The sequence below is a fragment of the Rickettsia montanensis str. OSU 85-930 genome (genome assembly GCF_000284175.1).
GTDB lineage: Bacteria > Pseudomonadota > Alphaproteobacteria > Rickettsiales > Rickettsiaceae > Rickettsia > Rickettsia rickettsii.
The window spans coordinates 698,679-717,874 of record NC_017043.1 but is presented as its reverse complement, the minus strand read 5'-3'; the positions used below and the strand labels follow the sequence as shown (position 1 = coordinate 717,874).

Sequence of the window (19,196 nt, the reverse complement as noted above, 5' to 3'; positions counted from 1 at the left end):
TATTTTAAACTAATAGTTTATTTATCTATGAATTTAATAAGTTAGTAATCTTTAAAGATAAAACCATTAGTCGACGTAGTAGGAGCATTGACTGATGGTAGTGACCCTAAAACAAAGGTTAAACGAAGAAAAAAGTGAGGTCGTGACAAATTGTCACAGACTGAAATTAACTGCCATAGATGGAAAAAAATATGTAACAGGCTGTGCAAATACAGAATCATTATTTCGTATTATACAATCTATTCCGTCTCCAAAGGCAGAATCGTTTAAACAATGGCTTGCTAAAATCGGTTATGAGAGGATTCAAGAAATTTCTGATCCGGAAAAGTCAATTGATAGAGCAAGGGATAATTGAAAACGACACGGTCGTAGCGAGAAATGGGTTCAACAACGTATGATGGGGCAGGAAACACGAAATAAATTAACTGATTACTGGAAAAATCATGAAGTAACAATTTACGATGAAAAATACTCTCACTTTTGACAGAAGTTTCAACACACCGAAATAGCATTTTGCCATTCCGGTTATGATTTTAAAAAAGTCAATTAAACTTTACTTCAGGTGGTAATGACATTAATATTGCTTCGACATTTCCATCGGTCATTAAGCCAAATTTAGTACCGCGGTCATATAGCAAATTAAATTCTACATATCTACCTCGCCTTATAAGCTGGTATTCTTTCTGCTCAGCTGTCCAAGGTAAAAATAACTTACTTCTAACGATTTCAGGATATACCGACAACAAAGTCTTACCTACGTCCTGTGTAAAGGCAAAATCCTGTTCAAAATTACCGTTATTTAAGTAATCATAGAATATTCCACCTACTCCTCTCGGCTCTTTTCGATGCTTTAGATAAAAATATTCATCACATTGCTTTTTGAATTTAGGATAATAGCTAGAATTATACTTATCGCACGCTTCTTTAAAAGCTGCATGAAACTTTACAGTTTCGTTTTCTTCCGGATAAAAAGGTGTTAAATCGCCACCGCCGCCAAACCAACTTTTAGAAGTTTCTATATAACGAGTATTAAAATGCATAGCGGGAATTAGCGGCGATTTAAGATGTGCGACTAATGAAATGCCTGTTGCAAAGAATTTCCCGTCTAGCTCTGCCCCTGGAATTTCACTGCGGAATTCGGGAGAAATTTCACCGAATACAGTAGATATATTAACCCCGACTTTTTCAAATACTTCTCCTTTCATGAGAGACATGACACCGCCACCGCCGCCGTTACGTTGCCAGCTTGAGCGTACAAACTTAGCCGGTTTTAAACCTTTGGTTTGTGCATATTCTTCTTCGATTTTTTCAAATTCTTTGCACAATAAATCACGTAAATTAGTAAACCAATTACTTGTTATTTCTTTATTTTCTATGTTCATAATTATTTAAGCAACGATTTAATTACTTTCCTCATCATATACATAATTACTAAAAATACGGCAGCAATGATCATAATATAAAAAGCTGGAGCATAAAATAAGCCTGTGCGCTCTACAAGCCAACGAGAAATAATAGGTGAAGTTCCGCCGAATATCGCTATTGCAAAATTGTAGCTGAAAGCAACACCGGTAAATCTTTGTTCTGCCGTAAACAAGGATATAACGAATATGTAAGCTGTACCTGCTATGCTTCCTGCGAGCATACCAAGCATTGTAAGAGCTATAATTTGTTGCCACATCTCTTCTGTCGACATAAGTAACATGGTCGGTAAAATCAATATCAAGATAGCAACACCAACAAGCATTGCCATTTTAAATTTTCCTATAATATCGGCAGTGCCGCCGGCAAGCGGCATCGCTATCATCGTAATAAACGAACTATACGCTAAATATGATAAAGCGATAGTATTACTAAGATGCATTACATTATAATAGAAAACATTTATATATGTTTTTACTAAATACATAACGCTGCTAGCGATAGCACCTATACACATAGTTAAAAACATCGATCTCCAAGCAGTTCTAATTACATTGGAAAAAGGTGCTTTAAGAACTTGTTTCTTTTTCTCAAGCATTTTAAAAATCGGTGTTTCCGATACACGCAATCGCAAGTAAAATCCTGCAAGACCCATAAATCCGCCAAGCAGAAAAGCAAAACGCCAAGCAAAATCTATATGAGAGAAATAACGTTCTATTATAATACCGATAAATGTTGCAATTAAGGTACCGGCGATATTTGAACCATGTACTAAACCTGCCGTAAAACCTGGTCTTAAATTTTGACGATGTTCAAGGATAAAAATAGCCGCTCCCGTTCCTTCACCGCTAATACATAAACCTTGAATAAGCCGCATTATAACTAGAGTTATAGGGGCATAAATCCCAATACTTGCATATGAGGGTATGAGACCCATAATAAAGGTCGGAATAGTCATACCTAGCATCGAGATTATTAAAGCAATACGTCTACCGTATCTATCACCGATATAACCGAATAATATGCCTCCTATCGGTCTTGTCAGAAAGCCAACCGCAAATACTCCAAGGCTTAGAAGAATTCTAATGAATTCTGATTCGCCTGGAAAAAAAACTTGTCCAATAATCAGCGAAAAAACTGAATATACCGTAAAATCATAATATTCGAGTACATTACCTGAAATAGCAGATAAAAAAATGAACTTAGACCTATTCATCGAGCTTTAAATAACTTAATTACTAATTAGTCATTATAGACAAGTTACATCATTTATAAAGTGTAATTTATAATATTATAAATTAACCTTTATAATATTTAATTTTTTTATATATTATTAATTACAAAGCACATATATATGCAGTATAAATATTTAATTGTCGGCACTTTAATTCTTGTGGTGATATGAATCAGTTGCAAATGATTTTGAAAAAGAATTAGCAGAATGTGATAAAACTATAAAACAAAATCCGAATGATGCATATATTGGATATGGATTTAGACTAAGAATACTGGGACTTAGGTTTCCTGAAAAATATGAGTTGGCCCTTGAAGCATACAATAAAGCAATTGAAATTGATCTTAATTATTCCGATGCTTATTTTAATAAGAGTAAATTATTCGATGAACTTGGAAATTACGAAGCAGCTCTTGAGGCATATGATAGAGCACTCACATATAGGCATGATGACGATTTAGATTATTCTGACATATATTATAATATAGGAACAATTTTGAGTAGGCTTCAAAAATATGATTTAGCTATTAAAATGTATAATAAAACAATACAGCTTAATCCTGATGATTTTAGAGCTTACGTGAATAAAGGAATAGTTTTAGGAATTCTTAAAAAATATAATTTAGCATTAAAAGCTTTTGATGCAGCACTTAAATTAAATATCAATGACTATAAAGCACATCTTAATAAAGGTCTTACTTTGGAAAAATTAGGCAAATACGATTTGTCTCTTGAATCATACAACAAAGCATTAGAATTAGAGCCAAATGACTTTGAGACACAAGCTCAAATACAAACTATATTAGACATGCAAAAGGCTAAATAATAGTCATAATAAACTATGACTATTATAACGTATATATTAATTTGGTCATAACTATTATAATATACACGTTATAATGGTCAAGCACTTATAACCTAGTTATCCTCTAGTGGGAGCTACCGGAATTCCTACTTTTGTAAGTTTAGCTCCTTTTGGCTTTTTAATTCCTGCAAATTTCTGTTTTTCTTGTTGTTTTCGTAGTTTTTCTCCTATTTTTGCAGCTTCTCTGCTACCTTTAAGAGCACTTTTACGGGCTTTGTGTTAAGATTCGTAACACCTTTTTTTGATTTTGTAAAGCTTTACCTTCTAAATCTAAGAATTTACCATTTTTTTCAATAGCAAATACTTTTCCATTTTTTTTGAAGAATAGTTTCATCAAGCTTAATATTCTCATCTAATACTACTTTTCCAAAATCACCTACTTCTCCAACTTTTATACCACTAAGATCATATGCGTAAAGTTTTTTTTCATGGAAATCTAAGTTGTTTAAAAAGTTCTCTATGGAATTCTTATCATTAGTAAAATTGTCTAATTCATAGGTGCCTATAATTTTCTCTTCTGTGCTTACTACTTTTTTCATATTTTTAATAATTCCAAGATAGGCTAGAGCTTTTTTAAACTTACCCAAATTACGCTTTACCTCAACTTCTACGGGTCTAGAAAGTTCTTTTCCTTTTACTTCTTCAACTTCTCCTATAACTAATGCCCATCTATGGGACTGCCCAGTTCATCTTTAAAATGAATTAATTTGGATTTTTACTCTATTTAATTCAGTTTCTTCAGTTTGAAAATGTAGATGTTTTTTTCTGGCATAAATTCCTCCTTGAATAAATTGTGGTTTATTTCAAGTGTAAAGGAGTAAATTAAATTTTTGTAAGAAGTTTTTATTGTTAGTTATTTCTCAATAACTAACAAATATTAAGAATTAAAAACTACTGTGCCGTCCAGCCGCCATCTATCAAGAGTCCACTACCTGTTATTGATGATGCTTTTTCGTCACATAAGAATATTACTAAGTTTGCTATTTTATCAGCTTCTACAAATTTTTTCGTAGCTTGAGATTTAAGGATTACATCCCTTAACGCTGATTCTTCACTGATATGTCTAGCTTTAGCAGTATCTGTTATTTGATTCCTTACTAATGGTGTGTTGACGTAACCGGGACAGATAGCATTAACTGTAATATTATTCTCAGCCACTTCTAAAGCAACGGTTTTGGTAAGCCCAAGGATACCGTGTTTTGCTGCTACATATGCCGACTTGAAAGGTGATGCGACATATGCATGAGCGGAAGCGATATTAACAATTCGCCTGAAGCCGTTTTTTTTCATAATCTGTATTGCGTATTTTGTGGCGATGCTATTAAATCTATACGCAAAATTTGCTCCCATTTATCTTCAGGAAATTCATCGATAGGAGCAACATGCTGAATACCTGCATTATTTACTAATATGTCTATTTTACCGAATTTTTTATTATCCTCTAAAACATAAAATGAATTTCATCAAGTTTTTCCAAATTTATTCCTTGATAAAATACAGCCCTTGCCCCAAGTTCTTTCAATTCTGCTGAAATTTTGGCTACTTCATCTTCTTTTGCAAAATCGTTAATAACTATTTTAGACTCAAGTTTAAATGTTTTGTTATCTCAAGCCCGATACCGCTAGTAGAACCGGTAATAACTGCTACTTTGTCTTTCATTTTTATCTCCTTATAAAATATGCACTGTCATACCGTGGCTTGTACCAGCCAGCTAAATCGTCATTGCGAGCAGCCATAGGCTGCGTGGCAATTTCAGAACTTTGCTACTAGATTGCTTCGCCAAAACTTACAGTTTTTCCTCGCAATGACGAGAAAATTAGAAGCATGCAACAAAGCTGATCAAGTCACGGGATGACATAGTTAATCAAGTAATATTTGTCTTTTATTTAAAAGTAACTTATACTAGATTTCACTTAAAGAAATAATGTATAAATCTATGGAAATTGTTAATAGCGTTGATGCATCTGTATCTTGCCAGGGCAAAGAACCTCCATATGACCATCCGAAAGTTTATTTAGAGATAGATAAAGAAAAAAAGGAAGTTATCTGCCCATATTGTAGTAAGAAATTTAAATTAGTAACAAAATGACTATAAAATTTCTGTCAGAAAGTACTATCAACCGAATTGCTGCCGGTGAGGTTATAGAAAGGCCCGCATCGGTAGTAAAGGAATTAGTTGAAAATGCTGTTGATGCAAGTAGTACTAAAATAGATATTATTTTAGAACGTGCCGGTAAAAATCTAATCATTATTTCCGATGACGGTATCGGTATGACTGATAAGGAATTAGAAATTGCCGTTGAACGTCATACAACTTCTAAGTTTGATGAAAGCGATTTTCTAAATATTCATACTTTCGGTTTTAGGGGTGAAGCACTGTCGTCTATTGCTGCTATTAGCAAAATGCTAATTACTTCTAAAAAACGAGGTGCCGACAAAGCATTTCAGATTAAGTTAATCGGCGGCAATGAAAAACAAGTTACTATTTCTGTTCATAATGAAGGTACTAAAATAGAGATACGTGATTTATTTTTCGCAACACCTGCACGTTTAAAATTTCTTAGAGCCGATAAAACAGAGCTTGCAGCAACTGTAGATGTGGTTAAGAAAATCGCTCTAGCACATCCTGAAATTTCTTTCAGTTTAACACATGACGGCAAGAATTTATTAAAACTAAAGGGACAAAATAAAGATGCTGAAACTAACCTAAAACAGCGTATAATTGATGTAATAGGTGATGATTTTATAAAAAACGCCGCTTATATAGACTTCAAAACACCTGATTTCTCTATTTGCGGCTATACTAGTAGCCCGACATACAATAAAGCTTCAAGTGAAGATCAGTTTTTATTTATTAATAATAGACCGGTAAAAGATAAATTATTACAGGTAGCTTTAAGGGTAGCATATCAAGATTATTTAGCTCGTGATCGTTATCCGCTATGTGCTATATTCTTACAAATCGATCCGCAACTTGTTGACGTTAACGTACATCCGGCAAAAGCAGAGGTTAGGTTTCATGACCCGAATTATGTGCGAAACTTATTAATAGAAGCAATTAAAAATGCTTTAACAAATAAAAGCCATGTTACTTCTACTACTATTGCCTCTGATGCTCTTGAGTTATTTAAAAATCCTTTAGTTAACAAACAATCGCCAGTAGGTAAAGTTATAAATGTTAATAGTAAATCGGCAGATTATAGACCTACTACTCATTCTACACTTAATACAGTTCCTCAAAATCATGTTTGTCAAAAATTAATCGATACATTATCACATGCTAAAATAGAACAAGAAGTAGAAAACCGTATAGAACATAAACAGCAAACCCGTAAACAATATAAACTTGGGGAAGCTAAAGCACAACTTCATACGACTTATATTATTTCACAAACCGAAGATAGTATAGTGATTACCGACCAGCATGCAGCACACGAACGTTTAGGGTATGAAAAAATAAAAGATTACCTTAAAACGGAAGAGTTAATCAAACAGCGTTTGCTTATCCCTGAGATAGTAGAACTGCCAAATGAAAAAAAAGCAGATTGTTTATATGACCATAGAGAAAAACTATATAAACTCGGTTTAACTCTAGAAAAATTCGGCGAAAAATCTATTATAGTAACTGAAATTCCAAATGTCCTTGGAGATGTAAACGTACAAAAGTTAATTCAGGATCTCGCCGATCATTTATCGGATTTTGGCAAGAATATAGCTTTGACAGAGTTAATCGAGCATGTAACGGAAACTTATGCCTGTCATTACTCTATTAGAGTAGGACGAAAATTATCGGCAGATGAAATGAATGCCTTACTGCGTCAAATGGAAAATACGCCGCTTTCAGGTCAATGTAATCACGGCAGACCTACTTATATTGAGTTGAAGCTTAAGGATATCGAACGCTTATTTGGGCGGTAACTCGTTTAATTTGAAAAATTGGCGTCATTGCGAACGACTGCAAGGAGTGCGGCAATCTCGGGAAATTAAAACTAGATTGCCACGCTCCTTTTAGTCGTTCGCAATGACGTATCTCTCTTTATTTTGCAATGCCTAGTTTTTACTTGACTATTTTTCAATTTCGTTTTATCCTGCCTTTCTTAGAATAATAAAATAATATCTTGATTTAAGGTGTCAGCTAATGGCAAAGAAAAATAAAAATGTTTTGGTAAGGCTAGTAAGTACTGCCGGCACAGGTGTTTTTTGGGTAAAGAAACGTAATCCGAAGACCCAAACCGAGAAGCTTTCTTTTCGTAAGTATGATAAAGTAGTTAGAAAACATGTTCTTTTTAAAGAAGAAAAAATAAAATAATTGTAAGTAATATATGGCAGTAAAAATTCGTTTAGCTAGAGGCGGTGCTAAAAAGCGTCCTTTTTACCGTGTAGTAGTAGCTAACGCAACAGCACCTCGTGACGGTGACTTTTTAGAAAAAGTAGGAACTTATGATCCAATGCTTGCTTCAGATAATAGTGAGCGTGTTGTTTTAAAAAAAGATCGTATAGAATATTGGCTTGGCACCGGTGCTAAACCAACTGAGCGAGTCGCAAAATTTATTGAGCAAGCGGGTGTTACTCTTCCTGAGAAAGTTAAAAAGGAAATGGAAGTGAAAGCAAAAAACTGCAAAGCTAGACCAAGTAAAAAGGAAGCTAAAGAAGCTTAGTTTATAGTGCATTTTCGTCATTGCGAGCAGGTATTGACTGTGTGAATCAATTCAGCCCCTGTCATCCCGCTATTTGATTGTGGGATTTAGTAAATTTGACTATTACAAGTTATTTTTCTAGATATCGTGGTCAAGCCACGGTATGACAGCACATATCTCTTCTCTATAATCATATTAATATGCCGGATTAGCTCAGTGGTAGAGCAACCGCCTTGTAAGCGGTAGGTCATCAGTTCAAATCCGATATCCGGCACCATCAAAATTTTTCTTGTCATACTGGGGCTATCTTTATATAGATACCAAATCGTCATTGCGAGCAGCCGTAGGCTGCATGGCAATCTCATGAAATAATAACAAACTCCTGAGATTGCTTCGTCGAATTACTGCGTAATTCTTCTCGCAATGACGATTTACCGATCCATGCAAGCAAGCTTTCACAAGAATTATATAGAAAAAAACATACAATAGTGACATCCTTTAAAATTTTTATATATGATAGTAATCGATAAAACATCTTATAGAGCTGTGGGATTTGATAAACGTATTAAATTCCTAGTGCTACATTATACACAGTGTGATTTTAAGCAGTCTTTAGATTTTCTAACCGGTGAAAAGTTAAGTAGCCATTATTTAATAAACAATGAAAACCCTGAACATATATTTCAATTAGTAGAAGAGCGTGATAGAGCATGGCATGCTGGAGTAAGTTACTGGCAAGGTCATGAGTGTATTAATGATACATCAATCGGTATTGAAATCGTAAATCCTGCTTTTGAAGTAAATGCAAAAAACAATGATATAGTTTGGCTACCCTATTCGGAAAGGCAAATTAATAGTGTTATAAGTTTGTGTAAACAGATTATTGCTAGATATGATATTAAACCTACTAGAGTGGTTGGGCATTCTGATATTGCTCCAGGTAGAAAACAGGACCCTGGCCCGTTATTTCCTTGGAAACTATTATATAATAACGATATTGGAGCTTGGTATGATGAACAGGTGTTTAACGATCTATTGCCGCAAGTCGACATAACCGATATTGCAGCAATTCAGCAAAAATTTATTACATACGGTTATAAACTTGAAGTTACCGGAATTTTAGATTCTAAAATGAAAGATATTATAATTTCGTTTCAAATGCATTTTCGTCCTAGTAATTTTTCCGGCGATTTGGATGCTGAAACCATAGCAATTTTAGATGCATTAATATTGAAATATAAATCTGAATTAATATGATAAGATTTATAACTATACCGGATTTTGCGGATTATCAAGTTACTTTGAAATTAATGGAAGATTACGTTAACAAAGTAATTAGTGATCATGAGCCGGAAATTATTTATTTAGTTGAACATTCGGAAGTATATACAGCCGGTACTAATTATAAACAAGAAGAATTATTAAATTACGGTGATATTCCGGTAATTTACACAGGACGTGGCGGTAAATTTACTTTTCATGGACCGGGTCAGCGTGTTATTTATCCAATTCTTAATTTAGCTTCACCAAATCGACACAAAGATTTAAAGCTATATATAAAAATGCTTGAAGAATGGATTATAAATAGCTTAAATTATTTTGGAATTAAAGCATATATTATTAAAGATAAAGTAGGAATTTGGGTAAAAGTAAGGAAAGATGAATTTGCTAAAATTGCTGCAATAGGTGTTAGAGTAAGAAAATGGGTTACATATCACGGTGTAGCTATAAATATTTCAACAGATTTAAGTAAGTTTAGTGGGATTATTCCTTGTGGACTTGAAAATTCTTTAGTAACATCTTTAAATCAGTTAGGGATTCATGTTGAAATGTCTGAATTTGATAAAATTATTCAAACTGAATTTAATAAAATATTTAAATGATCAGAAAATTTTTACTCACAATTTTTGCTCTTTGGGTCGGTGGTTTTGGTTATTATTTATATTTAATAAATTCTTATAAGCTTAATAGTAATACCACTAATGCAATAATAGTATTTGCAGGAGGAGGACATAAAATTGAAACCAGTATTGCTTTGCTTAAGGCAGGCTATGCACCTATATTATTTATTACTGGTATAGAATCTACAGAGCAATTAAAAAATTTGTTAAAGGAACGTAATGTTATAGAACAGCAGGTAATACTTGCTCCGAATAAAATAATGTCTGAAGAAGATAATATTAAGAAAGTGGTTGATTTTATTGTAACTTACAATCTTACTTCAATAATTTTAGTAGAGCATAATTATAATATGCCTTTTATGCTAAATAAGCTTGAAAAAGCGATTCCTTCTTCTAATAATATCTATATAGTACCATATCCTGTTTTTTCCAAACAACAATATGATGTGTTATTAAAATCCTATCATCGTTATTTAATGAGTATACTCGTTTAATTTGCTCCTTTACTCTTTTCCAGTACAATATTTTAGAACTGCTACGCCAAATAATGCAGAAATTAAAGAGCCTATTATTACTGCAGCTCTCATAGAGTTTGAAGGGCAGCTGCTCTCAAACGTAATACTACCTATAAATAAACTTAAGGTAAATCCAATCCCTCCAAGTATAGCTATAGAATAAAATTTTAACCATGAAGTATCATTTGGTAAATTACAGAGTTTAAATTTTACAAATGGATATGAAAATAGCATAATACCTGATTGCTTACCTACAAATAAACCAAATATTATCCCATAAATTAAAGCAAGTATTGAGTTGGAACAAGTGCCTTTAAATGCAAAATATTCTAAAAGGATACCGGAATTCATAAATACAAAAAGCGGTAAAATAAAGTAATTTACAAAAGGACGAGTTAAGTTTTCAAGTTTTTTAAAAGAAGTGTTAAATTCTTCTTTTATATTAATAGGTATAAAAAGTGCTATAATGGCTCCGCATAAAGTACCGTGAATACCTGACTCCACCATACTAATCCATAATAATAAACCTACAATTATATAATAAAATAATTGTTTAACTTGTCGATAATTCAATATGAACAAGATGAATATAATTACAGAGGAAATTAATAATGCCGGAGTATTGATTGTTTTAGTATAAAACAAGGCTAGTATAATTAACGCAAAAGCATCGTCAATTAATGAGAAACCTATAATAAAAGCTCGTAATTCTGAAGATATATGTCGGCTGAAAAAAGATAAAATACCAAGGACAAAAGCAGTATCAGTTGCGATAGGAATAGCTCATCCTTTTATTAATCCCGGTTTATCGTAATTAAAAAACATGTATATTAAGACAGGAACTACCACACCTCCAAGGGCTGCCGCTGCAGGTAATATTAGTTTTTTTTTATTTTTATGTTCACCTTCTACTAGGTGAAATTTCATCTCTAAACCTATTAATAAAAAGAAGAAAGTCATGAGACCGTTATATTAACTAACTCTATAAAAGTTGTTTGTAAACTTACATTTCATATTGTTAAAGAAAATTTACTGTAAATAAAAGAAGAATAATACTTTGTTAGGAAAATGTTATTGCTGACAATTATTGCTAAGGTAAAAGCAATAATTAATAATATACAGGCAAAAGTACCTGATTTAATTAATTCTCTTAACTGGTTATTTATACTCATGATTTTAATATTAGTTATAACAAGCTCATAATAGTAAGTTATTTAAATTCATTAAGAAAGCCAAAAATCTATATAAATCCATAGCAATAATTTATTTTTTAGTGAGATAAAAAGTTGTTTTTTATACTTTTATAAGCTTGTATAATAAGTGTAAGAAGATATAATTATTAATTACAAAAAAATATCTAAACAATTCTTATGTTGGCAGAACAGCAAACCGAATGGATTGTCAGCAATAACCTTGTAAATAAAGGGATGGCATATAGATAATGATACTAAAAAGAATGTTTATTTCCAAAAACCAAAATCGAAAACAGAACAGACAAGATTAAACAGAAAAAGACCGGATTATATCTTATATGAAAGTAATAATGATAAACCTATTGCAATAATAGAAGCAAAAAAACAGGAGTGGATTTAAGGCGAGCTTTAGATCAAGCAACGGAATATGCAAAATTGCTTGATGTACCTATAGTGTTCGCAATGAATGGAGCTTACTGCGAAGCTCGTTTTGTTGCTAATAATAAAGAGCTTATATTAAACGGTGATGAAGTAAGGGAATTACTACATGAAAAAGAATTATTAGCTTTTTTAGAAGTAAGCAGTAATGAAGCTTGGACTATACCGAAAGAAATTAAAGTATCACGTGAAGAATTAATATCGATATTTAAAAACTTGAATAATCTTTTAAGAAGTGAAGGGCTCCGAGCAGAAATAGAAAGATTTAGCGAATTTGCAAATATATTATTCTTAAAATTATTAAGCGAAAACAACGAAAATCTTGGTGGAATAATATCAAAGCACAATCAAACGATGACATTCGGTTACATTAATAGCTATTTATAGAACAAATTAAGAATAAATTAATAATGTTAAACCCTTAACTGATTAGCAGTTAAAGTTTGATGTAATTGTTACTAATTGCCATTTTCTCAAACTATCACTAAAAAAAACTAGCAAAAACGGCAAAACTATAACAGAAAATCATATAACTCCTCTTTCATTATAACGGCATTGCAAAAAATAACGGTGATGCTGCTTGTGTTTTGCATTGCCTGCAAAATTTAAAAGGGGGTGGTAGAATGGCATTGGTAGTACCTGAATGGTTCTTATTCAGAAAAGACACCGCTGCTGTTCGTCAATTTTTACTATCAAAAGCAAAGCTGCAATTCGTTATCTCTCTACCGCAAGGTACTTTTTTACCTTATACAGGAGTAAAAACGTCAATACTTTATTTTACAATGCACATAAACCGAATAATCAAAAAGAATATTGGTTTTATGAGGTTAAGAATATCGGCGTTACTCAAAAAAAGAAAAATTGTCGGTATAAATGATTTAAACAGGCGAGGATGGAAAATTAAATTTATCTAAAATTCCTTTTAGAGATCTCGATTTTTATCAAATAGCTAAAAAAGGATTGGTGAAAAACAATGATATTTTAATGTGTAAAGACGGAGCATTAACAGGTAAAGTGTGTTTTGTAGATGATAAAATTTTACCGCAAATAGAAGTAATGGTTAATGAACATGTTTATATTTTTAGAGGGAAACCGAATATTATACATCAATCTTATTTATTTTATTGTTTAAATAGCGATATAATTCAAAATCAAATTAAGAACTTAGCTTATAATAAAAGTGCTCAGTCTGGTTTAAATAGAGAACATATAAACTCAATTTATATTCCTCTTCCGCCTCTAGAAAAACAACAGGAAATTATTGAAGAATTGAATAGCTATCAAAAGATAATAGAGGGGGCAAAACAGATAATAGATAATTGGCATCCTTATTTTGAAATAAATAAACAATGGGAAATTGTTAAATTTTCGTTATCAATAAATTAAAAAGTAATATTTTATCTCTTGAGCATAAGGAGTATACAACATTAATAGTAGGTAAAAAAGGTAAAATGATTAACATTAATACTGCAATTAAGGGGGATATTCCAGTAATAGCAGCTGGTCGGGTTAGTCCTTATTCACATAATCAATATAATTTTAACGGTAACATAATCACTATTTCTTCATCGGGAGCATATGCTGGATATATTTGGTATCATAATTCGCCAATGTGGGCTTCAAATTGTAACGTAATCTATTCAATTAATGAAAAACTATTGTTAACTAAATATCTATATTATATTTTAAAATCTCAGCAAAATATAATATACCAAAAGCAAGCTGGATCAGGTCAACCTCACGTTTATTTGAAAGATTTAGAGGATTTACAAATTCTTATCCCGCCTCTTGGAGAACAACAAAAAATAGTAACAGAGCTTGATAATAATCAAAGTGAGATTGACAACCTTAAAAACTATATAAAACAATTTGAAAACAAACTAAAAACCACATTAAATTCTCTTTGGCAATAATTGATGTACATTAACTACTTAAAAGATTTGATTGGTTTTAAGTCTGTAACTCCTAAGAGCGATGGGGCTATTGAGTATATTGATGATTTGCTTAAACAGCACGGCTTTAAGACCGAAATAAAAATATTCGGTGATTCTAAAAGCGAGCAAGTCACTAATCTTTATGCTGTTTTCGGTAGCAATGAGCCTAATATTTGCTTTGTTGGTCATATAGATGTAGTGCTGGCAGGCAATCATGAGCTTTGGCATAATGCGAGTCCATTTAAAGCTAGCCAGCAAGACGGTAAGATATATGGCAGAGGTGCGGTGGATATGAAAGGGGCTATAGCGTGCTTTCTAGCTGCCAGTTTAGATTTTATAAAAAATAATACCGATTTTAAAGGTTCCATTAGTTTCTTACTTACTAGTGATGAAGAGGGAAAAGCAAAGCATGGTACTAAAGAAATGCTGCAATATATTTATGATCAAGGATATAAGATAAATTTTGCTATTGTCGGTGAACCTACTTGTGAAAAAGAAATAGGCGATGCAATTAAGATTGGCAGAAGAGGAAGTGTTAACTTTAAATTAAATATAGAAGGCTTAAGCGGGCATGTAGCTTATCCTCATAAAGCAAATAACCCATTGCCTTGCTTAATAATAATATTGAATGAGTTAACAAATATAAAACTTGATGAAGGTACTGAATTTTTTCAACGTTCAAATCTTGAAGTAACGAATATCGAGGTCAGTACTAATACTTCAAACGTAATTCCGGCAAGTACGGAAGCATCTTTCAATATACGTTTTAATAATTTACATAGTGCAGAAACTTTAGCAAAACAGGTAGAAGAAATTATTAAACAGCATTGTAAAGAATATAAAGTAGATTATAAGTTAGAATATAGTAGTTTTGCTGAAAGTTTTATTCAGAACCCTAGCGATAAAATAAAAGAATTTGCTAAAGTAGTAGAGCATACGCTTAAAATAAAGCCTGAATTCTCTACAAGTGGCGGTACGTCGGATGCAAGATTTGTCAAAAATTATTGCCCGTTAGTAGAGTTTGGTTTATTATCCGAAACGGCACATAAAATAAACGAATGCACAAAAATTAGCGATTTACAAAAATTATATGATGTGTATTATAACTTTTTGATGGAAATACTTTGATGTCATTCCCGCAGAGGCAGGAATGACATGGAATCCATGCAACAAGGCCACCCTTTTACAGGAATGGCATTACCATGCGCGGATGTGATGGAACTGGTAGACATGCAAGATTTAGGTTCTTGTGCTGTGAGGCGTGGGGGTTCAAGTCCCTTCATCCGTACCACTTAAATTTTCTCATAAAAAATAACATAAAATTTTTATGCAGCAATTTAGTATTTATCAAACAAGCGATGAATTGCTTCTAAAATCGATATTGCTTCTGATAGAAAAATGCTATCACTCTGATCTTAAAAGCGTTATATTAACTGCAGATGCAGATCAACAAGAAATGCTCAATAAAAATCTTTGGACTTATTCACGTAAGCAATTTATACCTCACGGTAGTAAACTTGATCTGCAGCCTGAAAAACAGCCGATTTATATTACCGATGAGTTACAAAATCCTAATAATGCTAGTGTGCTTATTATTATTTCGCCTACAGATATAGGAAAAATTTTACAAGTAAAAGAGTATATAAGAGTTTTCAAAAGGATAATTATAATAACCGATTTACCGGAAGATTTAAAAGAATTAACAGTTAAAATAAATAAATTTACCGGACAGGAAAACAAAATAGATTGTTTTACTCAAAACCCTCGTGGAGCTTGGAATAAAGTAGTCTAATAAATTTATATTCTTTTACGTACAAATAAATATAATCCGATCGTTAAAGCAATAACCAAATTGAAATAACAAGCAAAAATAAAATCTAGATTTTTTGAAGCAAAATTTTGTAATATAAAATGAATTGAAGTAACTAGCAATACTGTTAAGGCAGAAAATAATACCGGCATAAAAGTTGTTTTTTTGCTATAAGGATATCTCAAAAAAACTGCAAGTGTTACAAAAGGTAATACAAAATTGTATAAAGGCCAAATGATTCTTTGATGTGCTTCAGCAATTAACTTAATTTTTTTAGTAATAGCTAAATCATGAGGAGGTGCAAGTAATTCGCTTATATAATATTCGTTTGTTTCTTCATTATGTTTAGTTCTTTGCGATACTAAAGGATTATCATTTTGCAGTTTTATCATTAAAGAACCGAAAGTTAATTGAGTTAAATTGCCGTTTACGTCATATTCTTGTCTTATGCCTTTATTAAGTTCAAAAATCGGGCTATTATCATATATATTAAGAATACCTGAATCCGCAAATACTACTGATGGGTTATCAGCGTTGCGATTATCAAATATTATTACGCCGTTCATAATATTTCCTGCTGATTTTTTATCTATAAAAACAGTGATGTCTTTCGTTACTTTATTAAAAGTTTTCTCTTCAATCATACTTGAGATATAATTATTTTTTATAAAGTTTAAACGTGATTTTAAGTTTATATGAGATAACGGCAGGATGGTAGAAGATATATAATAAGCAAGTAGCATAACTATTAATGCGACATATAAAGCAGGCAGTGCTAGCTGTACATTATGAACTCCTGAAGCTTGTAATATAATTAATTGTCGCTCGACTTTTAAATTATTGTAGATATAGATCACGGTAATAACTGTTATTACCGGTAACAGAATAAATAATAAAGTAGGAAGTACTAAAACTATTAAACTGAAGAAGTCCATAACTTTTATACCTTTATCAAATAAATATAAAAGTTTTAATATTTGTGTTATCCATACTATACTAGTCACTGAAAAAGTAACGACTATAAGCAGCGGTAAGATATTTTTTATAAAGTATTTTCGGTATAGTAGCATAATGTTTGTTTGGTTTTTTGATGTCATTCTCATTTTTAGCTAGGAGCGACATCAAACGCTTTTCAAAAACTGTCCAGTACTATGGATGGCTAGATGGGTTTTGTGGGAACTCGTTCCCGGTTCATTTCAAAACAATTAAAAACCAAGTGCACTGTGTGAACCTAATCTTATTAACTCCAAAGTGTCAGCATCGGGTTTTCTATAAATTAATACTAAATCCGGTTTAACATGACAATCTCTACAATCTTTCCAATTACCTATAAGGGCATGATTTCTCATATGTATAGGTCATGTTATATCAGCAACCAAGTACCTAACTGCTTTCAGTAAAATATCATCCAAATTTATTCCATGTTTTCTACGTTTTTCACGTTTAAACTGTGCAGTACGTTTAATCGTTCTCATTTAAATCAGATAACAAATTATTGATATTACCAACATGAACTAATTTGCCGCTTCTTGCAGCTTTCATAGCTTTAGTTGTTTCATCATTTGGGATAAGTGGCTCAAACGGCAATGCTTTTTCACGAGCAACACGAAATAACAGCATACGAACAGCATCAGATAAAGTAAGCCCCATAGCAGCAAGCACTAAAGCTGCTTCTTCTTTCACGTCTTCATTAATACGGGCTCGCACAATAGAATCAGCAGACATAAAAATCTTCTTTCAATAATGTAGCTACATTGTAGCGCGCATATTAAAAACTTTCAAGATTAAAAAACAAGTTTTTTATATGTTTTTTCTTAATTACTGCCTCATTAATAGAAAATCCCCGATCTTTCTTATTATATGATTTGCAAAGGTGCGATAAATTAACTTACCTATCAGTATTGTTATAAATGCAATAATAATGCCGTAGATTATATCACTTGGGTAATGCATAGCAAGGCTTATGCGAGATAAAGACACGAGCATAATAACACAAATCATTAAGATTTTTAATGGTAATTTTATATAATTCCAAGCAAAATACGTTACTAACACGCTAAGAGCTGCGTGGCTGCTTGGAAAGCTTGAAAAGCATCTTTCGTTTGCAGTATTTATTATGGTCATGAAACTATCTATAGGAAGACTGCAATAAGGGCGAGGGAAATTAACTGAAAATTTAAGAGCGGTAAAAATTAAACCGAATACCCCGTATATTATACCGATTTCAACTAACTTATTATAATCGTGCCAGAATTTATTTTGCCGCTTCTTATCATTTTTGGTTTTCTTTAATTGAATATAAAAATATATACAGTATAAAATATATATTAAGGCGAAATTAGCGATATTAAAACAAAACGAAATTATTTTAAAAAAATAAGGTATAAAGCCGATATTAGTAATTTTATTCAAAAATAAGAATATTTCTTGATTTAAGCCGCAAAAATTATAAAAAACTTTAAACATTATTTTAAATTATTTATGTTACAAGTAACAATACTTGGGTGTGGAGCATCTATAGGCGTACCGATGATCGGGTGCGATTGTAGTACTTGCACATCTCCTTCAAAGTACAATAAAAGGACTAGATCAGCAATATATATTAACGATGAAAATAGTCAAATATTAGTTGATTTCGGTTTTGATATTAGAAATCAACTATTACGAGAAAAGATAAATAAGCTCGATTGTGCTATATTAACACATTATCATTCCGATCACGTTAACGGCATCGATGATTTACGAGTATTTACTTTTATGCAAGGCAAGCCATTTGAAATCTATACAGATCACGATAGTACGGCAAAGCTCCATACAAAATTTGATTATCTATTTAACAATAAGTTATTTAAGCTTGGGCGACTGTTCACAACTCAATCTGTTAGTTTTTTTGATAAAATTAAGATTAATACTATCGAAATACAATTTTTTAGACAGCATCACGGTCCTATAGATAGCTTGGGCTTACGTATAGGTGATTTCGTTTATTCGCCCGATGTAATCGGTTTTCCTCCTGAATCAGATAAATTTTTAAAAGATATAAAAATATGGATATTAGATTGTATTTATTATAAATCAAATTCGAATCATGCAGGGCTTGATAAAGTTCTAGAATGGCGTGAAAAATATAAACCTGAGCAGATATTATTAACCAATATGAGACACACGATAGATTATCATGAGATTACGAAAATACTTCCAAATAACGTTAAGCCACTTTATGACGGTTATAAATTTACGATCTAGT

Annotated in this window: 24 protein-coding genes, 2 tRNA genes and 4 pseudogenes; 20 read left to right on the top strand and 10 right to left on the bottom strand. The window is 31.9% G+C overall.

The genetic code is table 11. The features are described 5' to 3' along the window. Window positions 1–94: 94 nt before the first annotated feature. Complete coding sequence (locus MCI_RS07740; protein WP_014409752.1) at window positions 95–355, top strand: BRO family protein; 261 nt, start codon at window positions 95–97, stop codon at window positions 353–355. A gap of 187 nt (window positions 356–542) precedes the next feature. On the opposite strand, the gene hemF is transcribed toward MCI_RS07740, so the two are convergent. Together hemF and MCI_RS03930 are read right to left on the bottom strand one after the other, a co-directional pair. Continuing rightward, window positions 543–1,382: an oxygen-dependent coproporphyrinogen oxidase gene (gene hemF / locus MCI_RS03935; protein ID WP_014409751.1), complete on the bottom strand. Its 840-nt coding sequence runs from the start codon at window positions 1,380–1,382 to the stop codon at window positions 543–545. Window positions 1,383–1,384: 2 nt separating this feature from the next. Continuing rightward, window positions 1,385–2,638, bottom strand: a complete 1,254-nt coding sequence (locus tag MCI_RS03930; protein WP_014409750.1) for an MFS transporter — start codon at window positions 2,636–2,638, stop codon at window positions 1,385–1,387. Window positions 2,639–2,825: 187 nt separating this feature from the next. Here MCI_RS03930 and MCI_RS10645 point away from each other — a divergent pair. Beyond that, a pseudogene (locus tag MCI_RS10645) lies at window positions 2,826–3,290 on the top strand (tetratricopeptide repeat protein); the annotation flags it as partial. Between the two features lie 27 nt (window positions 3,291–3,317). Next, window positions 3,318–3,482 carry a tetratricopeptide repeat protein gene (locus tag MCI_RS10640; protein WP_410526317.1) on the top strand — a complete coding sequence of 55 codons (165 nt, stop codon included), beginning with the start codon at window positions 3,318–3,320 and terminating at the stop codon, window positions 3,480–3,482. Between the two features lie 401 nt (window positions 3,483–3,883). Here MCI_RS10640 and MCI_RS09835 read toward each other — a convergent pair. The 3 genes and pseudogenes from MCI_RS09835 to MCI_RS10295 form a co-directional block, all read right to left on the bottom strand. Next, window positions 3,884–4,108, bottom strand: a pseudogene (locus MCI_RS09835) (hypothetical protein); the annotation flags it as partial. Window positions 4,109–4,412: 304 nt separating this feature from the next. Next, window positions 4,413–4,811, bottom strand: a complete 399-nt coding sequence (locus MCI_RS07730) for an SDR family oxidoreductase (protein WP_269479118.1) — start codon at window positions 4,809–4,811, stop codon at window positions 4,413–4,415. Next, complete coding sequence (locus MCI_RS10295) at window positions 4,808–4,912, bottom strand: hypothetical protein (protein ID WP_269479134.1); 105 nt, start codon at window positions 4,910–4,912, stop codon at window positions 4,808–4,810. Before MCI_RS10295 ends, MCI_RS07730 begins: the two co-directional genes overlap by 4 nt. 545 nt (window positions 4,913–5,457) lie before the next feature. Between MCI_RS10295 and MCI_RS07720 the strand changes: the two genes are divergently transcribed. The 8 genes from MCI_RS07720 to MCI_RS03880 all read left to right on the top strand — a co-directional run bounded on the left by MCI_RS07720 (window position 5,458) and on the right by MCI_RS03880 (window position 10,553). Next, window positions 5,458–5,610 carry a zinc-finger domain-containing protein gene (locus MCI_RS07720; protein WP_231839099.1) on the top strand — a complete coding sequence of 51 codons (153 nt, stop codon included), beginning with the start codon at window positions 5,458–5,460 and terminating at the stop codon, window positions 5,608–5,610. Beyond that, a complete protein-coding gene (gene mutL / locus MCI_RS03910) occupies window positions 5,607–7,439 on the top strand; it encodes a DNA mismatch repair endonuclease MutL (RefSeq protein WP_014409745.1) in 1,833 nt (610 codons plus the stop codon). Before MCI_RS07720 ends, mutL begins: the two co-directional genes overlap by 4 nt. A 220-nt stretch (window positions 7,440–7,659) precedes the next feature. Then, window positions 7,660–7,830 carry a 50S ribosomal protein L33 gene (rpmG, locus tag MCI_RS03905; RefSeq protein WP_004997072.1) on the top strand — a complete coding sequence of 57 codons (171 nt, stop codon included), beginning with the start codon at window positions 7,660–7,662 and terminating at the stop codon, window positions 7,828–7,830. Between the two features lie 13 nt (window positions 7,831–7,843). Continuing rightward, window positions 7,844–8,179 carry a 30S ribosomal protein S16 gene (gene rpsP / locus MCI_RS03900; protein ID WP_014409744.1) on the top strand — a complete coding sequence of 112 codons (336 nt, stop codon included), beginning with the start codon at window positions 7,844–7,846 and terminating at the stop codon, window positions 8,177–8,179. Window positions 8,180–8,360: 181 nt separating this feature from the next. Further along, window positions 8,361–8,435: transfer RNA gene (locus MCI_RS03895), tRNA-Thr, on the top strand. A 236-nt stretch (window positions 8,436–8,671) separates the two neighbouring features. Then, a complete protein-coding gene (locus MCI_RS03890) occupies window positions 8,672–9,415 on the top strand; it encodes an N-acetylmuramoyl-L-alanine amidase (protein WP_014409743.1) in 744 nt (247 codons plus the stop codon). Continuing rightward, the gene (lipB, locus tag MCI_RS03885; protein WP_014273882.1) at window positions 9,412–10,041 is read left to right on the top strand and encodes a lipoyl(octanoyl) transferase LipB; all 630 of its coding nucleotides are present in this window, start codon (window positions 9,412–9,414) and stop codon (window positions 10,039–10,041) included. Before MCI_RS03890 ends, lipB begins: the two co-directional genes overlap by 4 nt. Further along, complete coding sequence (locus MCI_RS03880; protein WP_014409742.1) at window positions 10,038–10,553, top strand: YdcF family protein; 516 nt, start codon at window positions 10,038–10,040, stop codon at window positions 10,551–10,553. Before lipB ends, MCI_RS03880 begins: the two co-directional genes overlap by 4 nt. A 9-nt stretch (window positions 10,554–10,562) precedes the next feature. Here the strand turns inward: MCI_RS03880 and nhaA are convergent. Further along, window positions 10,563–11,501 (bottom strand): annotated as a pseudogene (gene nhaA, locus MCI_RS07715) (Na+/H+ antiporter NhaA). A 141-nt stretch (window positions 11,502–11,642) separates the two neighbouring features. On the opposite strand from nhaA, the gene MCI_RS10290 reads away from it, so the two are divergent. The 8 genes from MCI_RS10290 to MCI_RS03840 all read left to right on the top strand — a co-directional run bounded on the left by MCI_RS10290 (window position 11,643) and on the right by MCI_RS03840 (window position 15,931). Further along, window positions 11,643–11,777, top strand: coding sequence for a hypothetical protein (locus MCI_RS10290; RefSeq protein ID WP_269479117.1), 135 nt, complete (start codon window positions 11,643–11,645; stop codon window positions 11,775–11,777). A gap of 380 nt (window positions 11,778–12,157) precedes the next feature. Continuing rightward, entirely contained in the window at window positions 12,158–12,592 is a 435-nt protein-coding gene (locus tag MCI_RS09830) for a restriction endonuclease subunit M (RefSeq protein WP_232202623.1), read from the top strand. Between the two features lie 200 nt (window positions 12,593–12,792). Beyond that, on the top strand, window positions 12,793–13,119 hold the full coding sequence (locus tag MCI_RS09825) for an N-6 DNA methylase (RefSeq protein WP_232202622.1): 327 nt from the start codon (window positions 12,793–12,795) through the stop codon (window positions 13,117–13,119). Between the two features lie 49 nt (window positions 13,120–13,168). Further along, a complete protein-coding gene (locus MCI_RS09820) occupies window positions 13,169–13,591 on the top strand; it encodes a restriction endonuclease subunit S (RefSeq protein WP_232202621.1) in 423 nt (140 codons plus the stop codon). A gap of 65 nt (window positions 13,592–13,656) precedes the next feature. Beyond that, window positions 13,657–14,118: a restriction endonuclease subunit S gene (locus tag MCI_RS07700; RefSeq protein WP_083837111.1), complete on the top strand. Its 462-nt coding sequence runs from the start codon at window positions 13,657–13,659 to the stop codon at window positions 14,116–14,118. Between the two features lie 3 nt (window positions 14,119–14,121). Next, window positions 14,122–15,267 (top strand): succinyl-diaminopimelate desuccinylase, encoded by a 1,146-nt coding sequence (dapE, locus tag MCI_RS03850; protein WP_014409739.1) that lies wholly within the window; start codon window positions 14,122–14,124, stop codon window positions 15,265–15,267. A gap of 78 nt (window positions 15,268–15,345) precedes the next feature. Next, window positions 15,346–15,430 (top strand) — tRNA-Leu (locus tag MCI_RS03845). Window positions 15,431–15,466: 36 nt separating this feature from the next. After that, window positions 15,467–15,931, top strand: a complete 465-nt coding sequence (locus tag MCI_RS03840) for a DNA polymerase III subunit chi (protein WP_014409737.1) — start codon at window positions 15,467–15,469, stop codon at window positions 15,929–15,931. 5 nt (window positions 15,932–15,936) lie between these two features. Here the strand turns inward: MCI_RS03840 and MCI_RS03835 are convergent, their stop codons facing one another. The 4 genes and pseudogenes from MCI_RS03835 to MCI_RS03825 all read right to left on the bottom strand — a co-directional run bounded on the left by MCI_RS03835 (window position 15,937) and on the right by MCI_RS03825 (window position 18,415). Then, window positions 15,937–17,019, bottom strand: coding sequence for an LptF/LptG family permease (locus tag MCI_RS03835; RefSeq protein WP_014409736.1), 1,083 nt, complete (start codon window positions 17,017–17,019; stop codon window positions 15,937–15,939). 135 nt (window positions 17,020–17,154) lie between these two features. After that, window positions 17,155–17,424, bottom strand: a pseudogene (locus MCI_RS10520) (type II toxin-antitoxin system YafQ family toxin). Then, window positions 17,411–17,674, bottom strand: a complete 264-nt coding sequence (locus MCI_RS03830) for a type II toxin-antitoxin system RelB/DinJ family antitoxin (RefSeq protein ID WP_014409734.1) — start codon at window positions 17,672–17,674, stop codon at window positions 17,411–17,413. Before MCI_RS03830 ends, MCI_RS10520 begins: the two are co-directional and overlap by 14 nt. Window positions 17,675–17,767: 93 nt before the next feature. Next, window positions 17,768–18,415 (bottom strand): phosphatase PAP2 family protein, encoded by a 648-nt coding sequence (locus MCI_RS03825; protein ID WP_014409733.1) that lies wholly within the window; start codon window positions 18,413–18,415, stop codon window positions 17,768–17,770. A 15-nt stretch (window positions 18,416–18,430) separates the two neighbouring features. Here MCI_RS03825 and MCI_RS03820 point away from each other — a divergent pair, with 15 nt between their 5' ends. Continuing rightward, window positions 18,431–19,195, top strand: a complete 765-nt coding sequence (locus MCI_RS03820; RefSeq protein ID WP_014409732.1) for an MBL fold metallo-hydrolase — start codon at window positions 18,431–18,433, stop codon at window positions 19,193–19,195. The last annotated feature ends 1 nt before the right edge of the window (window position 19,196 follow it).